This window comes from Amycolatopsis rubida (assembly GCF_900115345.1).
Taxonomy (GTDB): domain Bacteria; phylum Actinomycetota; class Actinomycetes; order Mycobacteriales; family Pseudonocardiaceae; genus Amycolatopsis; species Amycolatopsis rubida.
Map to the genome: position 1 here is coordinate 1,342,201 of NZ_FOWC01000001.1, position 19,251 is coordinate 1,361,451.

The 19,251-nt window shown below is 69.2% G+C and carries 18 protein-coding genes and 1 tRNA gene; 11 read left to right on the forward strand and 8 right to left on the reverse strand.

The window, feature by feature from the left end:
• The first annotated feature begins 669 nt into the window (after positions 1-669).
• Positions 670-1,176, forward strand: coding sequence for a DUF6328 family protein (locus tag BM362_RS06635; RefSeq protein WP_255366061.1), 507 nt, complete (start codon positions 670-672; stop codon positions 1,174-1,176).
• Positions 1,177-1,300: 124 nt separating this feature from the next.
• Complete coding sequence (locus tag BM362_RS06640) at positions 1,301-3,130, forward strand: LamG-like jellyroll fold domain-containing protein (protein ID WP_093572471.1); 1,830 nt, start codon at positions 1,301-1,303, stop codon at positions 3,128-3,130.
• A gap of 1,627 nt (positions 3,131-4,757) precedes the next feature.
• On the opposite strand, the gene BM362_RS06645 is transcribed toward BM362_RS06640, so the two are convergent.
• Positions 4,758-5,255 (reverse strand): Lrp/AsnC family transcriptional regulator, encoded by a 498-nt coding sequence (locus BM362_RS06645; RefSeq protein WP_009084674.1) that lies wholly within the window; start codon positions 5,253-5,255, stop codon positions 4,758-4,760.
• A gap of 192 nt (positions 5,256-5,447) precedes the next feature.
• Between BM362_RS06645 and BM362_RS06650 the strand changes: the two genes are divergently transcribed.
• Entirely contained in the window at positions 5,448-6,974 is a 1,527-nt protein-coding gene (locus BM362_RS06650) for an APC family permease (RefSeq protein ID WP_093572472.1), read from the forward strand.
• Here BM362_RS06650 and lysA read toward each other — a convergent pair.
• The gene (gene lysA / locus BM362_RS06655) at positions 6,971-8,305 is read right to left on the reverse strand and encodes a diaminopimelate decarboxylase (RefSeq protein WP_067577220.1); all 1,335 of its coding nucleotides are present in this window, start codon (positions 8,303-8,305) and stop codon (positions 6,971-6,973) included. The two genes, BM362_RS06650 and lysA, sit on opposite strands and share 4 nt — an antisense overlap.
• A 609-nt stretch (positions 8,306-8,914) precedes the next feature.
• Positions 8,915-9,817: a dihydrodipicolinate synthase family protein gene (locus BM362_RS06665; protein ID WP_093572473.1), complete on the reverse strand. Its 903-nt coding sequence runs from the start codon at positions 9,815-9,817 to the stop codon at positions 8,915-8,917.
• A 146-nt stretch (positions 9,818-9,963) separates the two neighbouring features.
• Between BM362_RS06665 and BM362_RS06670 the strand changes: the two genes are divergently transcribed.
• Complete coding sequence (locus tag BM362_RS06670; protein WP_067577216.1) at positions 9,964-10,677, forward strand: class I SAM-dependent DNA methyltransferase; 714 nt, start codon at positions 9,964-9,966, stop codon at positions 10,675-10,677.
• 36 nt (positions 10,678-10,713) lie between these two features.
• On the opposite strand, the gene BM362_RS06675 is transcribed toward BM362_RS06670, so the two are convergent.
• Positions 10,714-11,943, reverse strand: a complete 1,230-nt coding sequence (locus tag BM362_RS06675) for a M20 metallopeptidase family protein (RefSeq protein ID WP_067577214.1) — start codon at positions 11,941-11,943, stop codon at positions 10,714-10,716.
• 76 nt (positions 11,944-12,019) lie between these two features.
• Between BM362_RS06675 and BM362_RS06680 the strand changes: the two genes are divergently transcribed.
• The 5 genes from BM362_RS06680 to BM362_RS06695 all read left to right on the forward strand — a co-directional run bounded on the left by BM362_RS06680 (position 12,020) and on the right by BM362_RS06695 (position 14,311).
• On the forward strand, positions 12,020-12,502 hold the full coding sequence (locus BM362_RS06680; RefSeq protein ID WP_037354362.1) for a tRNA adenosine deaminase-associated protein: 483 nt from the start codon (positions 12,020-12,022) through the stop codon (positions 12,500-12,502).
• Positions 12,503-12,525: 23 nt separating this feature from the next.
• Positions 12,526-12,966, forward strand: coding sequence for a nucleoside deaminase (locus BM362_RS06685; protein ID WP_067577212.1), 441 nt, complete (start codon positions 12,526-12,528; stop codon positions 12,964-12,966).
• Between the two features lie 43 nt (positions 12,967-13,009).
• A tRNA-Ser gene (locus tag BM362_RS06690) sits at positions 13,010-13,096 on the forward strand.
• Between the two features lie 288 nt (positions 13,097-13,384).
• Positions 13,385-13,507, forward strand: a complete 123-nt coding sequence (locus tag BM362_RS49870) for a hypothetical protein (RefSeq protein WP_280142713.1) — start codon at positions 13,385-13,387, stop codon at positions 13,505-13,507.
• Positions 13,508-13,516: 9 nt separating this feature from the next.
• Complete coding sequence (locus tag BM362_RS06695; RefSeq protein WP_067577210.1) at positions 13,517-14,311, forward strand: SAM-dependent methyltransferase; 795 nt, start codon at positions 13,517-13,519, stop codon at positions 14,309-14,311.
• Here BM362_RS06695 and BM362_RS06700 read toward each other — a convergent pair.
• A complete protein-coding gene (locus tag BM362_RS06700; protein ID WP_067577207.1) occupies positions 14,308-14,877 on the reverse strand; it encodes a hypothetical protein in 570 nt (189 codons plus the stop codon). The genes BM362_RS06695 and BM362_RS06700 overlap by 4 nt on opposite strands.
• Positions 14,877-15,170 carry a hypothetical protein gene (locus tag BM362_RS06705; protein ID WP_198545183.1) on the reverse strand — a complete coding sequence of 98 codons (294 nt, stop codon included), beginning with the start codon at positions 15,168-15,170 and terminating at the stop codon, positions 14,877-14,879. The genes BM362_RS06700 and BM362_RS06705 overlap by 1 nt, the downstream gene beginning before the upstream one ends.
• A 325-nt stretch (positions 15,171-15,495) precedes the next feature.
• Between BM362_RS06705 and BM362_RS06710 the strand changes: the two genes are divergently transcribed.
• Entirely contained in the window at positions 15,496-16,422 is a 927-nt protein-coding gene (locus tag BM362_RS06710; RefSeq protein ID WP_067577204.1) for a TauD/TfdA dioxygenase family protein, read from the forward strand.
• Positions 16,423-16,424: 2 nt separating this feature from the next.
• Here the strand turns inward: BM362_RS06710 and BM362_RS06715 are convergent, their stop codons facing one another.
• Entirely contained in the window at positions 16,425-16,988 is a 564-nt protein-coding gene (locus BM362_RS06715; protein WP_067577202.1) for a TetR/AcrR family transcriptional regulator, read from the reverse strand.
• Positions 16,989-17,081: 93 nt separating this feature from the next.
• Here BM362_RS06715 and BM362_RS06720 point away from each other — a divergent pair, with 93 nt between their 5' ends.
• Positions 17,082-17,759, forward strand: a complete 678-nt coding sequence (locus tag BM362_RS06720; RefSeq protein ID WP_198545182.1) for an alpha/beta fold hydrolase — start codon at positions 17,082-17,084, stop codon at positions 17,757-17,759.
• Positions 17,760-18,189: 430 nt separating this feature from the next.
• Here BM362_RS06720 and BM362_RS06725 read toward each other — a convergent pair whose 3' ends face one another.
• Complete coding sequence (locus BM362_RS06725) at positions 18,190-19,206, reverse strand: CapA family protein (protein ID WP_093572474.1); 1,017 nt, start codon at positions 19,204-19,206, stop codon at positions 18,190-18,192.
• Between the last annotated feature and the right edge of the window lie 45 nt (positions 19,207-19,251).

Below are 19,251 nucleotides of genomic sequence, written 5' to 3' on the forward strand. Positions count from 1 at the left end.
GACGTGGAGGTCGCCCGGCTGGCCTGGTGAGTTTTCGGGCAGGGACGCGTTGGGTATTTGGCAGCGTGGCAGCGTCGGACTTGCCCGGCGATGCTTTGGCGAGCACCGGTGGAGCCTGACATGCCTGACGACCCGAACGGTGCCATGGGGTTTGACGGCCGTCGCGCGGACGACCATGAGCCAGCAGGTGCCAGCGGGCCGGATGAGGTCGGCGGGACGTCGGAGACCGGTCAACCGGCGGACGCCAGCGGGCAGGCCAGCAATGGCGGGTCGGTCGACGGCGGATCGACTGGTGACGGGCTGGTGGGCAGCGGCGGACCGGTGCAATCCAGCGGGCGAGTTCGGGCCGGTGACTCCGCGCGGATCCCCGGGTCTCCGCAACCCCGCGAGCCGGGGGAGACCAGCGAGCCGGAGGAGACCAGCGGATCGGCGGAGGCTGGCGGACTGGGGCGACCCGGCGGGTCGACGCAACCCAGCGGGCTATCGCAAGCGACCGGATTGACGCACGGCAGCGGGCCAGGGCGGGACCGTGGGTCGGTGCGGGCCCCGGGATCGGCGGAGGCTAGTCGGTCGGCTGAGGTCGGCGAATCGGCGCACGCCAGCGGTCCGGCGCAGGTCGCCGCGTCGGCGGACGTGGCCGCGTCGGCGGACGTGGCCGGATCGGCGGGCGTGGCCGGATCGGCGGGGTTTGACGACGATGTCGAGCACACCGGCGAGACGCGGAACCAGATGTTGCAGCGGAACGTCGGCGAACTGCTGCAGGAGCTGCGGGTCGCGCAGGCGGGCGTGCAGATCCTGTTCGGGTTCCTGCTGTCGGTGGTCTTCACGGGCCGGTTTCACGACGCCAGCGGGTTCGAGAAGACGCTGCATCTGCTCGCGGTGCTGCTCACCGTCGCGGCGACGGCGCTGCTGATCGCGCCTGCGGCGTGGCACCGGATGCTGTTCCGGACTGGGCGGCGGGAGCAGATCCTGCAGGTCGGCAACCGGGTCGTGCTCGTTGGCTTTGGGTGTCTTGCCGCGGCGATCACGGTGACTGTCGCGCTGATCGCGAAGGTCTCTTTCGGGCCGGTTGCGATGGGGCTCGTCGGCGGGACGGCGATCTTGCTGTTCGGGCTGCTGTGGTTTGCGGTGCCGGGCATGCTGGTCGGCGACCAAAGGCGACGCGACGGTCGCTGAGCGGCGTCGGTGCGGACCTCCGCTTGTCCTGCGCAGGACAGAAACGCCGTGGGCGCGGAGCTGTTCATCGAGCCGTCGGCAATTGTTGCCGTAGCGGTCGGGGCCGGTCCGTAGCTTCCTGCTCGTGACTGACTCTTCACGGCGGAACTTCCTGCGTGGCGCCGGAATCCTCGGTGCCGGTGCGGCGGTGTCCGCGCTTCCTGGTCTGAACGGGATCGCCGGGGCCGATCCCAGTGTCGCCCGGCGGCCGGACGGTGACAGCCCGCGGTTCACGATCGCGGTCATGCCGGACACCCAGTACCTGTTCGACGAGGACCGGGGCGACTCGACGCCGGTGGACGCCTCGTTGTCGTACGTGCTGCGTCACGCGCACGACGACAACGTTGTCTTCCTCGCGCACCTCGGCGATCTCACGCAGAACGGGCAAGCCCGGGAGTTCGCTGGCATCAGCCGGTCGTTCCAGGTGCTCGACCGGTTCCGGTTCCCGTACAGCACGCTCGCGGGCAACCACGACATCGACGGTTCCACCGACGACCAGCGCGGCCGGACGCCGTACCTCGACGCGTTCGGGCCGCAGCGGCAGCGGAACTCGCCGACGTTCCGCGGTTCCTCGAAGGACGGCTACAACACCTACCACGTGTTCCGGGCCGCCGGCCGGGAATGGCTGGTGCTCGCGATGGACTGGCGTCCGTCGGCAGGCGGGTTCGCGTGGGCGAAGCAGGTTCTCGCGCAGCACCCGAAGATGCCCGCCATCCTGACCATCCACGAGCTGGTCAACTCCGACGAGCAGGGCAAGGCGTTCCTGTCGGACTTCGGGAAGCGAGTCTGGGATGAGTTCGGCAACGAAAGCGACCAGATCTTCCTGACCCTCAACGGCCACTACTGGCCGCCGAGCCGTCTGGTGAAGCGCAACGCCGCCGGCCACGACGTGCATTTGCACCTCACGAACTATCAGGACCGCTACTACGGCGGCAGCGGCATGATCCGGCTGTACCAGTTCGACGTCGCCCGCGGGGCGATCGACGTCCGTACCTTCTCGCCGTGGCTCGATGGCCGGCGTGACCTCACAGAGCTGGAGCGCATCGAGGCCGAGCGCAGTACCGACGTCGACTACTTCAGCATCGACATCGACTTCGACAAGCGGTTCGCCGGTTTCGCGCCCGTTCCGGTGCCGCCTGCCCGTCCGGTGAAGCCGCAGCTCGTGCCCGGCACCGTCGCGTACTGGCGGTTCGAGGGCGGCCGCGCAGGGGCTCCGGTTCCGGACAACGCGCTGATCAAGGACCTCACCGGCCGCGGCAACGACCTGCGCCGCGCGACCGTGCCGGGCAGTGGGCCTGACGCGCTGACTTACTCGGCGGATTTCTCGCCTCGCCAACCGTCGCGGGCGAGCCTTCGGTTCGACGGCGCGCGCAACCCTGGCCGCGGCGCGTACCTCCAGACCGTCGACAGCGCACCGATGAACAACCTGACCTTCCAGCGCGGCTACACCGTCGAAGCGTTCATCCGGCTACCCGAAAACTTCCGCGACGGCACCCACGGCTGGTGCGGCATCTTCGCGCGCCTCGGCAACGGCGGTGCGGCCGGGAAGTCCGGCGACGACCCGGACGAATCGGCCGCGACGTTCAGCGTCTCGGACAGCGCGGAGCTGCAGTGGGCGGTGTTCCCGTTGAACCAGAACGGGATTTCGACCAACTGGGGTCACGAACTGCCGTTGGCGAAGTGGTGGCACGTCGCGGTTGTCAACGACGGACGGCGCAGCACGCTGTACGTCGACGGCTGCCCGCTGCTGCGCAACCCCAAGACTCCGGCGGTCGGCCTGGCCAATCCGGGCGGCAGCTGGCTGGTCGGCGCGTCGTCGTACCGGGGCAAGGTGGAGCGCAGCTTCTACGGCGAGATCGGCGAGGCCCGCGTGGTCGACCGGGCGCTGGCACCGCGGGAATTCCTGCTGGGCTGATAAGCGGTGCCGATTGGCTGCTCGGCAATTGCGGAAGGCGGGGCGCGCGGGCCTGGGATTGGGTCCGGAAGCGTCTTGTTGGCAGAACGCCTGTACGGAATCCCGAGCCCGTTATTCCGATTGCGCGGTGGGCAAATTCGACCAGTGCCCCCGTTCGGAGGCGTTAGCGAAACTGATGGCTTCGGCCAGTCGGTCTAATCGGGGAAGGATGGTAATAGTCATCTTGAAGTAGTGTCGGAGTGGTGCGAATTCGTGCAGGCGAGTGCTGGATCCGGTCAATTCGCCTGGGCCGGTGCTGTGCCGGTGAGCGGGACTGGGCTCGCTGAAGACGCGCCTGAAGCAGCGAGCGTTCCCGCGCCGGGGACTGGGGCAGGGAACGTCGGTGTGCGGCCTAAGGCGGGGTCAGCGTCGATGCTGGACCGTTGCCTGGGCTGGGACTCCTGGGCCAGCATCGGCGCTGGGGCCGGAGTCCCGTTGCCTGGTCGGCACGGATGCCGGTGGCGTGCGCCCGTTGCCGGGTTCAGCGTGGATGCTGATCGCCGGGTCGGAACTCGTTGCCGGCGCTGCTGGCGTTGGAGTTCGTCGCCGGGGATCAGCACGGGTGCTGGAACCGGTGGTCGAGCCGGGCCGCTGCCAGTACCGGCAGCGTTGCCGGGACTGGTGGCTAAGCCCGCTCCGCCGGTCCGGCAGCGTCGTTGCTGAGCCAGTGGGCGGGTCGGGGACCGTGTGCAGCCAGCATCGTTGCTGGAGCCAATGGCCGGAACCGTGTGCTGCGCCAGCGTCGTCGCTGGAGCGATGGATCAGGTCGGAGCTGTGTCCCGCGCCGGCGTCGTTGCTGGAACGGGGGTGGGTGGAAGCTCGTGCTGGCCAGCGCCGTTGCTGGGCCAGCAGTAGAGCGTGCCGGACTGGCGTTTCGGCCATTGCCGGTTGCCAGGACGGGTGGCTCGGTCGGAGCTCGCTGTCGAGACCGGTGTTCGTGCTGGGCCTGTCGACGCCGGGACCAGCGCTGATGCTGGAACCGGAACTCCGGAGCCGGTGCTTCTGCGCCTGGACCGTCCCGCCTTGGCGAGTCCCGGACTCGGTCAGACGAGGCTGGGGATACTCGCCGCGGAACCAAGGTGGTCCAGTCCAAGGACCAGCCGATCCGGGCCGGGAGTACCAGCCTGGAGCGGGGTCCGAGGACCGCGCCTGCGGAACCAGCTTGGTTCTGCTCGAGGATCAGCTAGTCCAGGCCAGGGACACCCGGCCGGGAGCAGCGGTCCGGGGGCCATGAGCCCGTCGAACCTGTCCAGGAGCGCTGGTCCGAGGAGCCCGTGGGCCCCGAGGACATCGCCGCAGGACCCAGTCCGGGCACGCCAGCCCAAGAGCCAAGGCCGCAAGCCCAGCTCAAGGGCCCGGCCAAGCACTTAGTCCGGCCGTGCCGTGCAACCAGCACCTCAGACCGAGAACCCCACCGAGAACTCAGCCTGAGCACGCCAGCCCATGGACCCGGCCCTGCGCCCAGTCGTGAAACCCGACCGGACCCGGCCCTGCGCCCAGTCGTGAAACCCGACCGGACCCGGCCCTGCGCCCAGTCGTGAAACCCGACCGCGGAGCCAGCCCTGCATCCAGCCACGAAACCCGCGGATCAGGCGGTGAGCCGTCCCCACGAATAGTCCTGTTTCGCGAGCTTCAGGTACACGAACAGCTCCGTCGAGACGACGCCCGCGATTGGCCGTACCTCGTCGCCGAGTACGGACAGCAGGTGGTCGTCGTCGCGGCAGAGCAGTTCTGCCAGCAGGTCGAAGCGGCCTGAGCAGAGTGCCACCTGGTGTACGTCGGCGACCTTGGCCAGTTGCTGGGCCACTTCGCGGGCGTCTCCGTCCACCGTGATGCCGACCATCGCCCTTCGGGTCAGGTCGACGTGTTCTGGTGAGGTCACGGCGACTATCTGCACCATTTCCTCTCGCAGCAGCCGTTGTACTCGCTGCCGCACCGCGCCCTCCGAAAGACCCACCGCCTTGGCCAGTGCGGTGAACGACGCCCTGCCGTCTTCCTGTAACAGCGTGATGAGCGTCCGGTCGGTCCCGTCTAGCGCTCTCGGAGCACGCGGTTCCTCGATTTTCGTACGGTTTTCGTCACCCATGCCGTCCCTCCCTGTGTTTCGGCATGTGATTCGTCAGACGCGCAGCGTATAGGCAGGAGCCGGAGAGCAGGAGACCCTTTCCCGTTTTCTTCTCCAGATGGCGGACATGTGCGCTCCCGCACGGCCCGCGTTCTGGCTCCGGCAAACAGCGGGTACGGTCGCGAACCGCCGATCCCGAGGAGGAATATTCCAATGACCGAAGCCGTCGCCGCGCCCGTGGTGCCGGCCAAGGGGCTCCGTTCGAACGCGCTGGGCATGGTGTCCTCGACGGTGATCGGGATGTCGTCGACCGCCCCAGCCTATTCGATCGCCGCGACGCTCGGGTTCATCGTGCTCGCCGGAACGGGGTTCAAAGCCGCCGCGTTCGTGGTCTTGTCGTTCGTCCCGGTGCTGTTCGTCGCTTTTGCCTTCCGGGAACTGAACACGGCCGAACCCGATTGCGGCACCAACTTCACCTGGGCCACCCGTGCGTTCGGCAGCCGCGTCGGCTGGATGACCGGCTGGGTCGTCCTGGTGGAGCAGGTGCTCGTGATGAGCAGTCAATCCGCGCTGACCGGCCGGTACACGCTGCTGCTGTTTGGTCTAGACGACCTCGCGAACAACCGTGCGGTGACGACCGCGATCGGATGCGCGTGGCTGCTCGCGCTCTGCTGGCTCTGCTATCGAGGCATCGAGGTGTCCGCGCGGGCGCAGTGGATCCTCCTCGGCATCGAACTCGCCGTCCTGGTGATCTTTTCCGTCGTAGCGCTCACGCGCGTCTACAGCGGCACTGCGGGCCCGCAAGCGACCACACCGCGGTGGGACTGGCTGTGGCCGAGCGGAGTGAGCGTCGGGACGGCGGTGTCGGCGGTGCTGCTCGCGGTCTTCATCTACTGGGGCTGGGAGAGTTCGCTTTCGGTGAACGAGGAATCGGCTGACCCGCGGCACGCGCCGGGCCGGGCGGCGATCCTGTCCACCGTGCTGCTAGTGCTCAACTACCTGCTGGTGACCGTCGCGTCGCTGGCCTTCGCAGGCGTCGGCGAGCACGGGATCGGGCTGGCCAACGAGGCGAACGCCGAGGACGTGCTCGCCGGTCTGGGCGGCGCGGTGTTCGGGACGTCCGGGTTCGGCAAGGTCATGGGAGTGCTGCTGATCGTGTCGGTGCTGACCAGTGGCGCGGCCACGAGCCAGGCGACGATCATGCCCGCCGCGCGCACCACGTTGTCGATGGCCAGCCACGGCGCGCTGCCCAAGGTGTTCGGCCGCGTGCATCCGGAGTACCAGACGCCGTCGGTGACCACCTGGGCGTTCGGGCTGGTGTCGCTCGCCTTGTACGTGCTGCTGGCGTTGTGGAGCCGGAACGTGCTCGCGGATTCGGTCGACGCGGTCGGGCTCACGATCGCGATCGAGTTCACGGTGACGGCGCTTGCGTGCGTGTGGGTGTTTCGCCGGACGCTGTTGTCGAGCGTGCGCAATTTCTTGCTTCGCGGCTTGCTGCCCTTCGTGGGCGGCGTGTTCTTCCTGGCGGTACTGGTGCTCGCGGCGATCGCGTACGCGAAGCCTGATGCCGGAGAGACCACTGTGTTCGGCATCGGCGGCGTCGCGGTGATCGGTGTCGTGGCGATCCTCGTGGGCTTTCCGTTGATGTTCGCCGTGCAACGCGCCTGCCGTGACTTCTTCGCCGGGCGACGGCTGACGCGCGGCGCCGTTGCCCGCGACGGTCAGACCATCGAAAGCTAGCAGCGGCGAAGCAGGTCTTCTTCGGTTTCGCGGCGTACGAGGAGCGTCGCGTGCCCGTCGCGGACGCCGACCAGCGGTGGGCGGCCGACGAGGTTGTAGTTCGACGCCAGCGAGTGGTGGTACGCGCCGGTGCACGGTACGGCCAACAGATCGCCAAGGTGGATGTCGTCGGGCAAGCAGACGTCCGCCAGTACGTCGCCGGACTCGCAGTGTCGTCCGACCACCGTCATCGGCGTACGCGCGGCCTTCGTGCGACGGCCGACGAGCCGCGCGGTGTAGCGCGCGCCGTACAGCGCGGGGCGCGGGTTGTCACTCATGCCGCCGTCGACAGCGACGAAGGTGCGCGCGCCGCGTTTCACAGCGCACACGCGGTAAACCGTGATTCCAGCCGGTCCGACGATCGCGCGGCCGGGTTCGATTGTCAGGCGTGGCAAGGGGAAGTCGTGTGCCGAGCACTCGTAGCTCAGTGCGACGCGGAGGCGGCGGGCGTACCCGTCGAGGTCGAAGGACGCTTCACGGTCGGCGTACGGAACCGCGTGGCCGCCGCCGAGATCCAAGTCGCGCAACGTGATTCCGTATTGGTCGCGGACGCGGACGAGCACTTCGACCATCCGTCGCGCGGCTTCCTCGTAGCGGTCCACACGGGACACTTGCGAGCCGATGTGGCAGTGCAGTCCGGTCAGTTGCAGGCTTGGCTGCGAAAGCACCGCTGCGACAGCGCGGTCGACGTTGTCGCGTACGTCGGGGCGTAGCGAGAAGCCGAACTTCTGTCCTTCTGTACCGGTCGTGATCGCAGCGTGCGTGTCGCCGCTGACGCCAGGCGTGACACGGATGAGGACGCGTTGTGCGCCGTGTGCGAGCGCGCCGAGTTGTTCGATTTCGTCGAGGGAGTCGAGGACGATGCGGCCGACGCCGTACTGCAGCGCGGATTTCAGATCTTCAGGAGTCTTCGCGTTGCCGTGCAACAGAATGCGCTCTGCGGGAAAGCCGACAGCGCGCGCGACAGCGATCTCTCCGGCGGAGCACGTGTCGAGCGACAGTCCTTCTTCAGCGACCCAACGCAACACTGCTCGCGTACAGAGCGCCTTGCTCGCGAAGGCGACGTCGGCTTCAGGCAGCGCACGGCGGTATGCGCGGGCCGTTTCGCGTACCTGTTCCTCGTCGATGAGGTAGGCGGGCGTACCGAAGCGCGCGGCCAGGTGGCTGACCGGCGCGCCGGCGAAGAGCAGCTCGCCGCCTTCACCGAGCTTTGTGCCTTGCGGCCAGAGTCCCGGTTCTAGATGGTCGGCGGCCTCGCAGCCGAGACTCGGGAGCAGCTCGCTGAGCGTCACGGTTACCTCCGGTCGATGTCGATCGCGGCGAACATCGCCAGCACACTGCGCCGACCCCGGACCGGAACGTCCCGAAAACGGGCCCCTGACGGTCCCGGCGGTCGTGCTGACGCGTTCTTAACGCGCGAGTAACCTCCGCCACACCCTGGTTGAGCTGGGCTTTGCCGAGTTTTCCGGGGACCGGCCGACTCATCGCGGGCGAGACCGACCCGAGTCGTACCGGCACGAGCCGCGGGTGCACTGTTGCCGGATGCCGGGCTCGTTCGGCGAGGCGGAGGACCTGGTCCAGGGGACTCTGCTGCGCGCGTAGCGCGGCCGTTCGACATACGCGGGCCGCGCTGTACCGGATCGCGACCAAGGCGTGCCTCGACCACCTCGAAGCACACCCGACGCTCGATCTGCCGGTTGCGCACGACTTCGGCCTCGCGTTGCGTCCTGACATCGCGAAGTACGTGAAGGCGTTCGTCGAGCACGATGAAGCGGTCTTCGCTGAACTGTTGCGCGAAGGCGTGCGTTGCAGTCACGCTCCCGGCGCTGGCGGGCATATGGGAGCGGAACTGAACTCGGTACGTCCGGCCTTCAACCTCCCGCCAGCGCTCGCGTGAGGCGTTACGAAAGCCCCCATGAGGAGAGGATTTCGAACAGCTGGTCCCGTTCGGCGGCAGTCAGCAACCTGCTCGGCGGCCGCACGTCGGGGCGGCACAGGCCGAGCTGGGAGAGGGCGTCCTTGACCACGCTGACGTTGTTGGCGTTCCCGTGCGCGGCGCGCATCTCTTCGAACGGGCGGATGCGGTCCCAGACTTCCATCGCGCCGTCGAAGTCGCGGTTGCGGAGACGGCGGAACAGGTCGAGCGAGATCTGCGGCGCGACGTTCACCAGGCCGGAGGTGAAGCCCGTCGCACCGACTGCGAAGTACCCGGGGGCGGACAGTTCGGCGAGACCGGCGATCCACACGAAGCGCTCGTACCCCGCGTCGCGCGCGACGGTGCGGAAGCGCACCGGATCCGGCACCGCGTACTTCACGCCGAGCACGTTCGGTGCGACGTCGGCGAGATGTGCCAGGTCCGCACCCTCGATGGCGGGGTTGCGCACGTACAGGACAACCCCGAGTTCGGGCACTTCGTTCGCGATAGCGCGGTGGTAGTCGATCCAACCCGCGCGCGATACGTACGGGTGCACGGGCTGATGGATCATCACCATGTCCGCTCCGGAAGCGCGCGCGTGCTTCGCGGCCTTCACAGCTGTACGCACATCATGGCCGACACCTGCGAGGACGCTCGCCTCCCGCGCGGCCTTCGTGGTGACTTCGAGACACTGTCGCGTTTCTTGCTCTTCGAGCGCGTAGAACTCGCCGGTGTTGCCGTTCGGCGTGACGACCTCGACGCCGCTCAGCACAAGCCGTTCGACGAGCCGCCCGTACGTCTCGGCGTCCACGTCTCCGGCCGCGGTGAAGGGGGTCACCGGGATCCCCACCACGCCGGCGAGCCGCTGTCGCTGTTTCTCGAACGCCACGAGCAGATCCGATCTGATATATGATGTCTCGACAGTCGAAGGGTAACACGAGGGCAGCCAGGACGATCGTCCTGATCTTTGGGATATGCGTCCTAGGCAGGCTCCGAAGGGCGGTCCGACCTGGCAAAACTGGGTACCGTGGACAGATGCCCGACGCGTTGTTCGCCCATCCCCGCCTCGCGCCGATCTACGACGCGTTCGATGGCGACCGGGTTGACCTGCCCGCGTACGTCCGGATCGCCGACGAGCTGGCGGCTCGCCGGGTGCTGGACGTCGGCTGCGGGACCGGCTGCCTGGCAGTCCTGCTCGCCGAAACCGGGCGCACCGTCATCGGTGTCGATCCGGCCGCGGCTTCGCTCGACATCGCGCGAGCGAAGGACCCCGGGGTCGATTGGCGGCACGGAGACGCGACGACCCTGCCCCCGCTGGACGCGGATCTCGCGGTGATGACCGGAAACGTCGCGCAGGTATTCCTGACCGACGACGACTGGGCCGCGACACTCCGCGGAATCCGGACGGCGCTGCGACCCGGCGGATATCTGGTGTTCGAGACCCGCCGGCCGGATTACCGCGCGTGGGAGACCTGGGACGTGCCGCCGCACACTCGCGAAGTGCCGGGTATCGGGGCGGTGGAGCAGCGAGTCGAGGTCACCGAAGTCCGGCTGCCGCTCGCCTCATTCCGCAGCACGTACACGTTCCTGGCCGACGGCAGCGTCCTCACCTCGGACTCGACCCTCCGATTCCGCAGCCAGGACGAGGTGGAGACGAGCCTGCGCAGGAAGGGCTACCGGGTCCTGGACGTCCGGCAAGCCCCCGACCGCCCGGACCGCGAGTTCGTCTTCCTCGCGCAAGCCGGGTGAGCCGGCACGCCCCGGCGAAAGGGACGTGCCGAGCCCTCAGCGCAAGGCGTCCAACGCGAACGCCGTGTACATGGCCACCCCAGCGGCCATCGCCGGTTCGTGGAACTTCACCCGGTTCGAGTGGTTGTCCTCGGTGGTCGCCGGGTCCGCTCCCGGCTCACGGGCGCCGATGAACGCGAATGTGCCCGGAATCCGTTGCAGCACATACGAGAAGTCCTCCGCACCCATGATCGGCGTGGCCAGCTCCTCGACGTTGTCCGCGCCCAGCACCTCGGCGCCCAGCGACAACACCTCGGCCGCCACCGCCGGGTCGTTGACCGTCGTCGGGTAGCCAGGGTCCACGCCGGCCGACACGCGACAGCCGTGGGCCGCTCCGACTGCCTCGCACACCTTCGGCAGCTCCTCGCGGACGAAGGAACGCGTCGACTCCGACAGGGTGCGAATGGTCCCCTCGAGCACCGCCGTCTCGGGGATGATGTTCGTCGTCGTTCCGGCCTGGACGCGGGTCACCGAGACCACCGCCGGCTCGAAGACGCTGATCCGGCGCGTGACCATCGTCTGGAGTGCGCTGACCATCGCCGCCGCGGCGGGGACGGGGTCGATGGCGTCGTGTGGGGCGGAACCGTGGCCGCCGCGGCCGGTGACCTCGACACTGAACGTGTCGGCCGACGCCATCATCGGCCCGCCGCGCACTTGCAGGACGCCGCTCGGGCTGTTGGCGATCGTGTGCAGGCCGAAGGCTCGCGTGACGCGCGTGCCTGCCGCGTCGAGCACTCCCTCGTGGATCATGTGCCGCGCGCCGTGGAGGCCCTCCTCGCCCGGCTGGAACATGAACACGACCGAGCCCGCCAGGTCGTCGACCCGCTCGGACAGCAGCCGCGCCGCGGAGGCGAGCATCGCGACGTGCGTGTCGTGTCCGCAGGCGTGCATCGAACCGTCGATCTCGGACGAGAACTCCAGGCCGGTGTCCTCGGTCAGCGGCAGCGCGTCCATGTCCGCCCGCAGCAGCACGGCCGGGCCCGGACGGGCGCCGCGCAGCACGCCGGTGAGCGACGTCGTGGAGCGGCCGTCGGTGAGTTCGATCGGCAGGTCGGCCAGTGCGGCGCGGATCGCCGCCTGGGTGCGCGGCAACTGTAAGCCCTGTTCGGGATGCCGGTGCACAGCGCGGCGGAGCTCGACAGTGCGGTCCTGCAGCTGCCGCGCGGCGTCGAGCAGCCCGGCGTGCCGGTTGCCAGGCAGGGTGGGGAGGTCGGTGGGTCCGGTCATGGCTCGATAGTGGCACCTCGCACGCTTCCGGCGCACCGTGCGTGCGTTCGCCAGCGAGGCGGAATACGGTGTGCGCATGGCGGTGCAAGAGCCGGTCACGGGCTTCGCGATAGCTGTGGTCCGTGAAGACGGTCGGTGGCGGTGCAGTGCGCTCGATTCCTCGGCGCTCACAGAACTGGATGCGGCGATCACCGAGCTGGGCAAGCTCCGGTCGACCGGAGCGGCGTTCGGCCTGCTGGCCGTCGACGACGAGTTCTTCGTGATCGTCCGGCCGAGCCCGAGGGGTCCGTCGCTGCTGCTGTCGGACGCCGCCGCGGCGCTCGACTACGACATCGCGGCCGACGTCCTCGACGTCCTGCGGGTCGACCCGCCCGACGAGGACGACGACGCCGTCTGGCCCGAGGGCGACCTCGAAATCCTGGCCGATCTCGGCCTGCCCGGCGGCGAACTGGAGGTGATCGTCGGCGAGGTCGACCTCTACCCGGACGAGCAGCTCCAGATGATCGCCCAGCGGTGCGGCTTCGAGGCCGAGTTCTCGAAACTGCTGGACCAGCTCTGAGACGGCCGGACGACACCGAGGCCGTGCGAGCCGCGCTGGACGCGGCCCGCGCCCCTGGTGCCGACGTGCCCATCGGCGCGGTCGTCTTCGACCCCGACGGGCGTCCCCTGGCCGCGGCGCGCAACGCGCGCGTCGAGCTGGGCGACCCGACCGCGCACGCGGAGATCCTGGCGCTGCGCGCGGCGGCTCGTGAGTTCGGCGACGGCTGGCGACTGGAAGGCTGCACGCTCGCGGTCACGCTGGAGCCCTGCACGATGTGCGCTGGCGCGCTCGTGCTCGCTCGGGTGGCGCGATTGGTGTTCGGGGCTTGGGAGCCCAAGACGGGCGCGGTGGCGTCGCTGTGGGACGTCGTGCGCGACCGCCGTCTCAACCACCGGCCGGAAGTCCACGGCGGAGTGCTCGAAAGCGACTGCGCCGCCCTGCTTGAGGCGTACTTCGCGGATCGGCGGCTGGGGGCCGAGTAGCCCCCGCCGCAAGCCGCGAAGGGGGTCCGGTATTGTTCTCGGCGGTGGCGTGTCCGAGCGGCCGAAGGAGCACGACTCGAAATCGTGTGACGGTTGATCCCGTCCGTGGGTTCAAATCCCACCGCCACCGCGTGCGAGTGGGCGAGTCATGCCGACGGAAAGCGTCGGCGTGACTCGCCCGCCGTGTTTCTGGGGGTGCAACCCCCAGGCCCCGCCCGGAGGGGCTTCGCCCCCCGGACCCCCTGAGGCTTGGGTCGCCTTGGGTGTGGAGGGGCGCGTGGGCATCGTGAGCCAATTTCGCGGGCACGTCTGGTGGGGTTTGTTCGTTTGAGTCTTCGGCGGACAAGAGACACAGCTTTACAGTCAGCAAGGTCAGCAACACCGAACCCGGCGCGTTCAGTCCGGGGCGTCGACCGCGGTGATCGAGAACCCAGCCTCGGGCGGCGACAAGGCCGATCTGTGCACCTTTTACTCCCGTTCGTCCGGCAAGAAGAAGGTGTGGCAGCTGGTCGAGGCCGTCAAAGCGGCGATGCCGAAGTAGCGTGGGCTCATGAGCGAAGAGCTTCCGCCGGTCGGCAAGACCGCGGTTGGGGTGGCTGGGCTTCGGGCGTTGGAGAGCGGGCGTGCGGATCGGCTGTTCGAGGATCCGTACGCGGGCGCGTTCTTCCATGCCGGGCGCGCGATCTTCGAAGGCCAGGAGCGCGACCACCGGCTCGGGATGGTGTTCGCGCACCAGGTCGCGATCCGCACCCGGTTCTTCGACGACTTCGTCTCCGGCGGGACCCAGACGGTGCTTCTCGCGGCCGGTCTCGACGCTCGTGCGTTCCGGCTGGACTGGCCCGACGGTGCGCGCGTGTTCGAGGTCGACCTGCCGGACGTGCTCGCGTTCAAGGAAACGGTGCTGTCCGAAAAAGGTGCGCGGCCCCGATGCGAGCGCACGCCGGTTCCGGTGGATCTGCGCGACGACTGGGTCGCCGCGGTGAAAAACGAGGGATTCGACCCGGCTCAGCCGACCGTCTGGCTCGCCGAGGGGCTGCTCGTCTATCTCAGCCGGGACGAGGCCGAGCGGATGCTCACCGCCGTTACCGAGTTGTCCGCGCCGGGCAGCCGGGTTTCGTTCGAGCATCGGCCGGACGGCGACCAGGACGGGCTGCTGGAGCGAGCGCGTCAATTCGGCAGCGAGGTGGCGGCGCTCTGGCACGGCGGTCTCTCGGGAGACGCTCCGGAGTGGCTCGCCAAGCACGGCTGGCGACCGGAAACCGTTACGGTGGCTGAACTTTCCGTCCGATACGGACGCGAGCCGCTGGACCGCACGCGTGGCGGATTCGTGATCGCGACCCGTTAGTTCTCCTCCTGCAACACCGGTGTGCCGAAGGCGTCGAGGAAAGTCGTTGCCTCCCCTATGGTTGCGACGCCGCGAGTGACTGCTTCCGCGATGGTCCCGCACGCCTCCCGCACCGCTGGCTCCGCGGAGCGGTCGCCCGCCAGCAGCGCGACAGCCGCCGGAGACACTCCTTCGGCGATCAGCATGACCCGCGCCGCGGTCTGATCTGCCAGCCGGTCAAGCAAGTCCGCCAGATCCAGGCCGACCGACGCTGTCCGCGCGGCGGCTTCGGCGGCCTGCCGGTAGTGCGCGTCCAGTTCGTCCGCGCTGCCCCGGAAGTGCGCGGCCGGTTCGCCGCCCCATTTGCGTTCCGCGCTGTGCGCCCCGCGTTCGAACTCCAGCCGTGCCATCACCAGCACGTCGCGGCCGCCCGACAGCGTGCGCGCGGATTCGCGGATCGTTTGCGGGGAGCAGTCGATCTGCCGCAACGCCGCGACCGGGTCCGGGGCGCCGATCGCGGCGGCCGCGGCGCCCAAGGAAGCAAGCCCGGCGGCCGCGTTGTCCAGCGCCGGGTGGAGGAACGGCATCAACTCAGCAGCGCCGTCGCGATCGTCGGGCGGTGGTGGTGGCCGCGGGCGGCCATCCGCAGCTGGCCGGCGAGGTCGGACGTCGCGTCGCCGAGGAGGCGCGCGTCGACGTCCCGCGCGGCGAGCGCGGCCTCCCAGCGGGCGGCGATTTCCCGCGCGGGCGCGGAAATGCCCCACGGCGTCGATTCGAGACGGGCTTCGGCGAACCGGCCCGCCGCACGGTCCGCGTCGGCAGCCGCTCGATCGAGCGCGTCCGCGGCGGCGTTGAGCCGCTCGCTCGTCGAACCTGCCATGGGGACCTCCGCTTCCGGGAGAGCGCGAACCGCGGCCCGCCACTCTCTGGAGAGATCTAACCCCATCGAGGCCGCCCGGGTCACTCGGCCGGGCGTGCGACGATTCCACATCGTGGGGATCCTTGACCGGCGGATCCTCGCCCGGCCAGAATTGGAGTCATGCCAGAGAACCGGGTAGTGCCGCAAGCCGGCCGTGCCCCGGCGCGGTCGGACGGCGAGGGCGTAGCCGCTCTCCTGAGGCGTCGCGGTCGTCTCGGCTCCCCTCCCGCTTAGGTGTTTTTCCGCTGCCACAGTCGAATTCACCTATTCTTCCGGGAGTACCGCCATGTCTGTAGACCTGCCTGCCCGCCTGCGCTCGTCCGTCACTCCGGACGACGGGATCCTCGAAGGACCGCGCGTGCTGCGCCGCCTTCCGGACGGCGTTGAAGAACGTCCCTACGAGCTTTTCACCTTGCGCCCGCTCGGACGGGTGATCGGCGCGGAGATCTCCGGAGTGGACCTCGGCGCGCCGGTGTCGCCGCGGCTGCGCGCCGACTTGAACCGCGCGTTGCTGGAGTGGAAGGTGCTGTTCTTCCGCGACCAGCACATCACTTCGGAGCAGCAGCGGGCGTTCGCCGCGAACTGGGGCGAGCTGGAAACCAACCCGTTCATCGCACGGGGAGATTCCGATCAGGTCGTGCGGTTCACCCGCACCGCCGGGATGCCCGGGTACGAGAACATCTGGCACACCGACGTCACCTGGCGGCCGAATCCGGCGCTCGGATCGGTGCTGCGGCTGGTCGAGGTCCCGCCGATCGGCGGCGACACGATGTGGGCCGACATGGCCGCCGCCTACGACAACCTCCCCGCCGACGTCCGCGAGCGGATCGACGGCCTCACCGCGGTGCACGATTTCGTCCCCGGCTTCGACCGGTTCACCGACCCGGACCTGCTGGCCCAGTGGCAGGACGCGTACCCGCCGGTCGAGCACCCGGTGGTGCGGACCCATCCGGAGACCGGGCGGCGGACGTTGTTCGTGAACCAGGCGTTCACCACGCACATCGCCGGACTCGACCGCGCTGAAAGCGACCGGCTGCTGCGGTATCTGTTCCTCCAGGCACACACGCCGGAGTTCCAGGTGCGGTTCCGCTGGGAGCCGGATTCGGTGGCGTTCTGGGACAACCGCGCGACCCAGCACTACGCGGTCAACGACTACCACCCGCACGTCCGGATCGCCGAGCGCGTCGCGATCGTCGGGGACCGGCCGTACTGACCTCACGACACCCCGGTGAGCACGGTGTCGACAAGTCGTTCGAGATAGGCGTCGTCGGCGGATTTCGCCCGGATCAGGGTGTGGAACCAGAGGTTCCCGCCCAGCAAATCCATGATCATCTCCGAATCCGCGTCGCCGGCGAGTTCGCCTCGGTCGAGAGCGCGGTCGAAGACGGCCTGCTCGCGGCCGAGGCGGTCGGCGAAGAACCGTCCGGCGGCCTCGGCGGTGGCGGGCCGGTCCGGGAGCGCGGAGACGACGGCCGTGATGACGCGCCGGTTCGCCGGATCGGACAGCAGGCGGTGGATCTGCTTCGCCAGTTCGAGGAGATCGCCGCGCAGGGAACCGGTGTCGGGAATCGCGAAGGCGAGTTCCGGGGCCTGCACGAGCGCGTCGGCGAGGACCTCGTCCTTGGTTGCCCACGTGCGGTAGATCGTCGTTTTGTGCACCCCGGCTCGTGCGGCGACCGCTTCGACCGTCAGTGCGTCGTAACCGCGTTCGGCCAGCAGCGCGAGGGTCGCGGAGAAGATGGCGTCCGCCTTGCGCGGGCGGGAGGCGGTCCGGTCCATGGCCCGATCCTAACCGGATTTGCAACGGTGCGTTGCATTTGATACACCGGTGGAATGCAACGGTCCGTTGCATTTCGACGGGAAGGTGGGGACGTGCTCCCGGTGGTTTTCGTGCACGGCATCCGGTTGTCCGGGGCGTGCTGGCAGCAGCAGAAACGCCTGGCCCGCGGTCGAGTCGCCGCGCCGGACCTGCCTGGACACGGCGCGCGGCGCGGGGAGAAGTTCACGCTCGACGGCGCGGTCGGAGCGGTCGCCGCGGCCGTCGACGAGGTCGGCGGCCGCGCGGTTCTGGTGGGGCATTCGCTCGGCGGCTACGTCTCGATCGCCGCCGCGGCCCGGCATCCGGAGCGGGTCGTTTCCCTGGTGGGGGCCGGATGTTCGCTCGTGCCCAGTTCGGCGCTGCGCGGCGGATTCCGGTTCGCGCACCGCGGGCTGGCGACGACCGCTGACGACGGCGCTTCCTTCAGTGCGTGGCTGCTCCGCCGGGTTCTTCCCGCGGAAGTCGCCGAGCCGGTCATCGCCGCGGGAATCGCTTCCGAAGTCATCCCCGACGTGATGGAGGCGGCCGCCGGGATGGATCCGCTCGCCGACCTTGCCCGGTACCCGGGGAGGGTACTGCTGCTGAACGGTCGCCATGACCACTTCCGGCTTGGCGAACGCCGGTTTTTGGCTGCGTGTCAGGACGGAGCGTTGCAGATCGTGCCCGGAGCGGGTCACTATCTGCCGCTCACGCACGGCGAGGGGTGTGCGCGCGTGGTGAAGGGCTTGTGAGTGGCAATCGCGGTGAGAACCGGGATTGCCACTCACCAGGCCGAAAAGCTGATGCTCACGAGTGGCGAGGCGGGCCGCCTTCCTCCCCCTCCCGCGCTCCCCCGCGCGGTCAAGGCGGCGCCTCGCCACTCGCGAGGCTTCCCCGGGGCAAATCCGTGGAGCCGCGGTCGCGGGCGAAGCGGAAAGTCCCGCGCCCGCGGCTGTTTTCCCGGGCGGTGACACCTGCGCATTCGACGACGGTCAACCCCCACGTGACCGTGTCGCCTCCCCCGGCGAGGTGCTACCCGTGAGCGCCGGGGCGACCCGAAAGTGGTCTGGGCCACAGTTTCCGTGCTCATCGGTAAGGTACTCCCGCCCGGTACCAGCCGACCCCGGGCTTGAGCTGCATTTAAGGCAGATGCGCCGTCCGGGTGATGGCGGGACCAGCGGTCTAGCCGCGAAGTCCTTCGACGGTCGCGAAGCCATCACTGACCGTCACGTTCGTGCCGCGGCGCGCGGACAACTCCACGAACCGCTGCAGCGCTTCGTCGGCGTCGTCTCCCGTCAACGGTACGCATTCGTTGTCTTCGTCGCGGCGAATCGGCACTAATTCGACCCGCATCTGCTCGCCGACGACGCAGCCGGCGAGGAGGCCGTCGCGGTGCCGGTCGCGCATCGCGGGCCAGTCGAAGACGAGGTTGCCCAGGCTGTAGAGGATCGGGCAGCCGCGATACACCTCGACCGGCTGCACGGTGTGCGGTCCGTGCCCGACGACCAGGTCGGCCCCGGCGTCGATGATCGCGTGCGCGTAAGTCACCTGGTACTCGGCCAGTTCTTCGCCGGGGACGCCCCAATGCATCGACACCACGACGTGGTCGGCCTCGGCGCGGGCGCGGCGGATGTCGGCGAGCAGCAGCTCCAGGTCGCGGCGGACCGGCGTGGTGTGCACGATCGGCGGGCGGCCGGGGACGTCCAGGACGCGCGGATCCGGTTGGTACGACGTGTACGCGCCCGCCGCGGCGACGCCCGGCGAGTCTTCCGTCGCTTCCTGCCCGACGGGCCAGCACAGCGAGGTGTAGGCGAGGAACGCGATCCGGCCGCCGGGTCGTTCGAGGATCGCTGGTGCGTGTGCCTCGGCGAGGTTCGCGCCCGCGCCGCAGTGCGCGATTCCGGCGCGGTCCAGCACGGCGAGGCTCGCCATTGCCGCGGCCGGCGGGTAGGTGACGTTGTTGGCCACCGACACGACGTCGACCTCGGCGGCGGTCAGCGCGGCGACCATCTCCGGCGGCGAGTGCCGCCAGTTCGGTTTGTGCGGGATGTCCATCCCGGTCGAGCCGGACAGCGGTCCTTCGAGATTCACGAACCGCAGGTCGGCACCGGTGAGCAGCGAGGTCAACGGGTGGAACGCCGTTTCCGGGTGCGCGCGGCCCTGGAGGTTGACGTCTCCGCCGAGTACGAGCGTGATCATTGCGTCAACCCGTCCAAAGGAGGAAATCCCTCCAGCTCGTTACGA

Coding starts and splice junctions, on each gene's coding strand:
- BM362_RS06645 (WP_009084674.1), bottom strand. CDS start 5,255: ATGGGTGACGAAAACCGTACGAAAATCGAGGAACCGCGTGCTCCGAGA.
- BM362_RS06650 (WP_093572472.1), top strand. CDS start 5,448: ATGACCGAAGCCGTCGCCGCGCCCGTGGTGCCGGCCAAGGGGCTCCGT.
- BM362_RS06670 (WP_067577216.1), top strand. CDS start 9,964: ATGCCCGACGCGTTGTTCGCCCATCCCCGCCTCGCGCCGATCTACGAC.
- BM362_RS06675 (WP_067577214.1), bottom strand. CDS start 11,943: ATGACCGGACCCACCGACCTCCCCACCCTGCCTGGCAACCGGCACGCC.
- BM362_RS06680 (WP_037354362.1), top strand. CDS start 12,020: ATGGCGGTGCAAGAGCCGGTCACGGGCTTCGCGATAGCTGTGGTCCGT.
- BM362_RS06695 (WP_067577210.1), top strand. CDS start 13,517: ATGAGCGAAGAGCTTCCGCCGGTCGGCAAGACCGCGGTTGGGGTGGCT.
- BM362_RS06700 (WP_067577207.1), bottom strand. CDS start 14,877: ATGCCGTTCCTCCACCCGGCGCTGGACAACGCGGCCGCCGGGCTTGCT.
- BM362_RS06705 (WP_198545183.1), bottom strand. CDS start 15,170: ATGGCAGGTTCGACGAGCGAGCGGCTCAACGCCGCCGCGGACGCGCTC.
- BM362_RS06710 (WP_067577204.1), top strand. CDS start 15,496: ATGTCTGTAGACCTGCCTGCCCGCCTGCGCTCGTCCGTCACTCCGGAC.
- BM362_RS06715 (WP_067577202.1), bottom strand. CDS start 16,988: ATGGACCGGACCGCCTCCCGCCCGCGCAAGGCGGACGCCATCTTCTCC.
- BM362_RS06725 (WP_093572474.1), bottom strand. CDS start 19,206: ATGATCACGCTCGTACTCGGCGGAGACGTCAACCTCCAGGGCCGCGCG.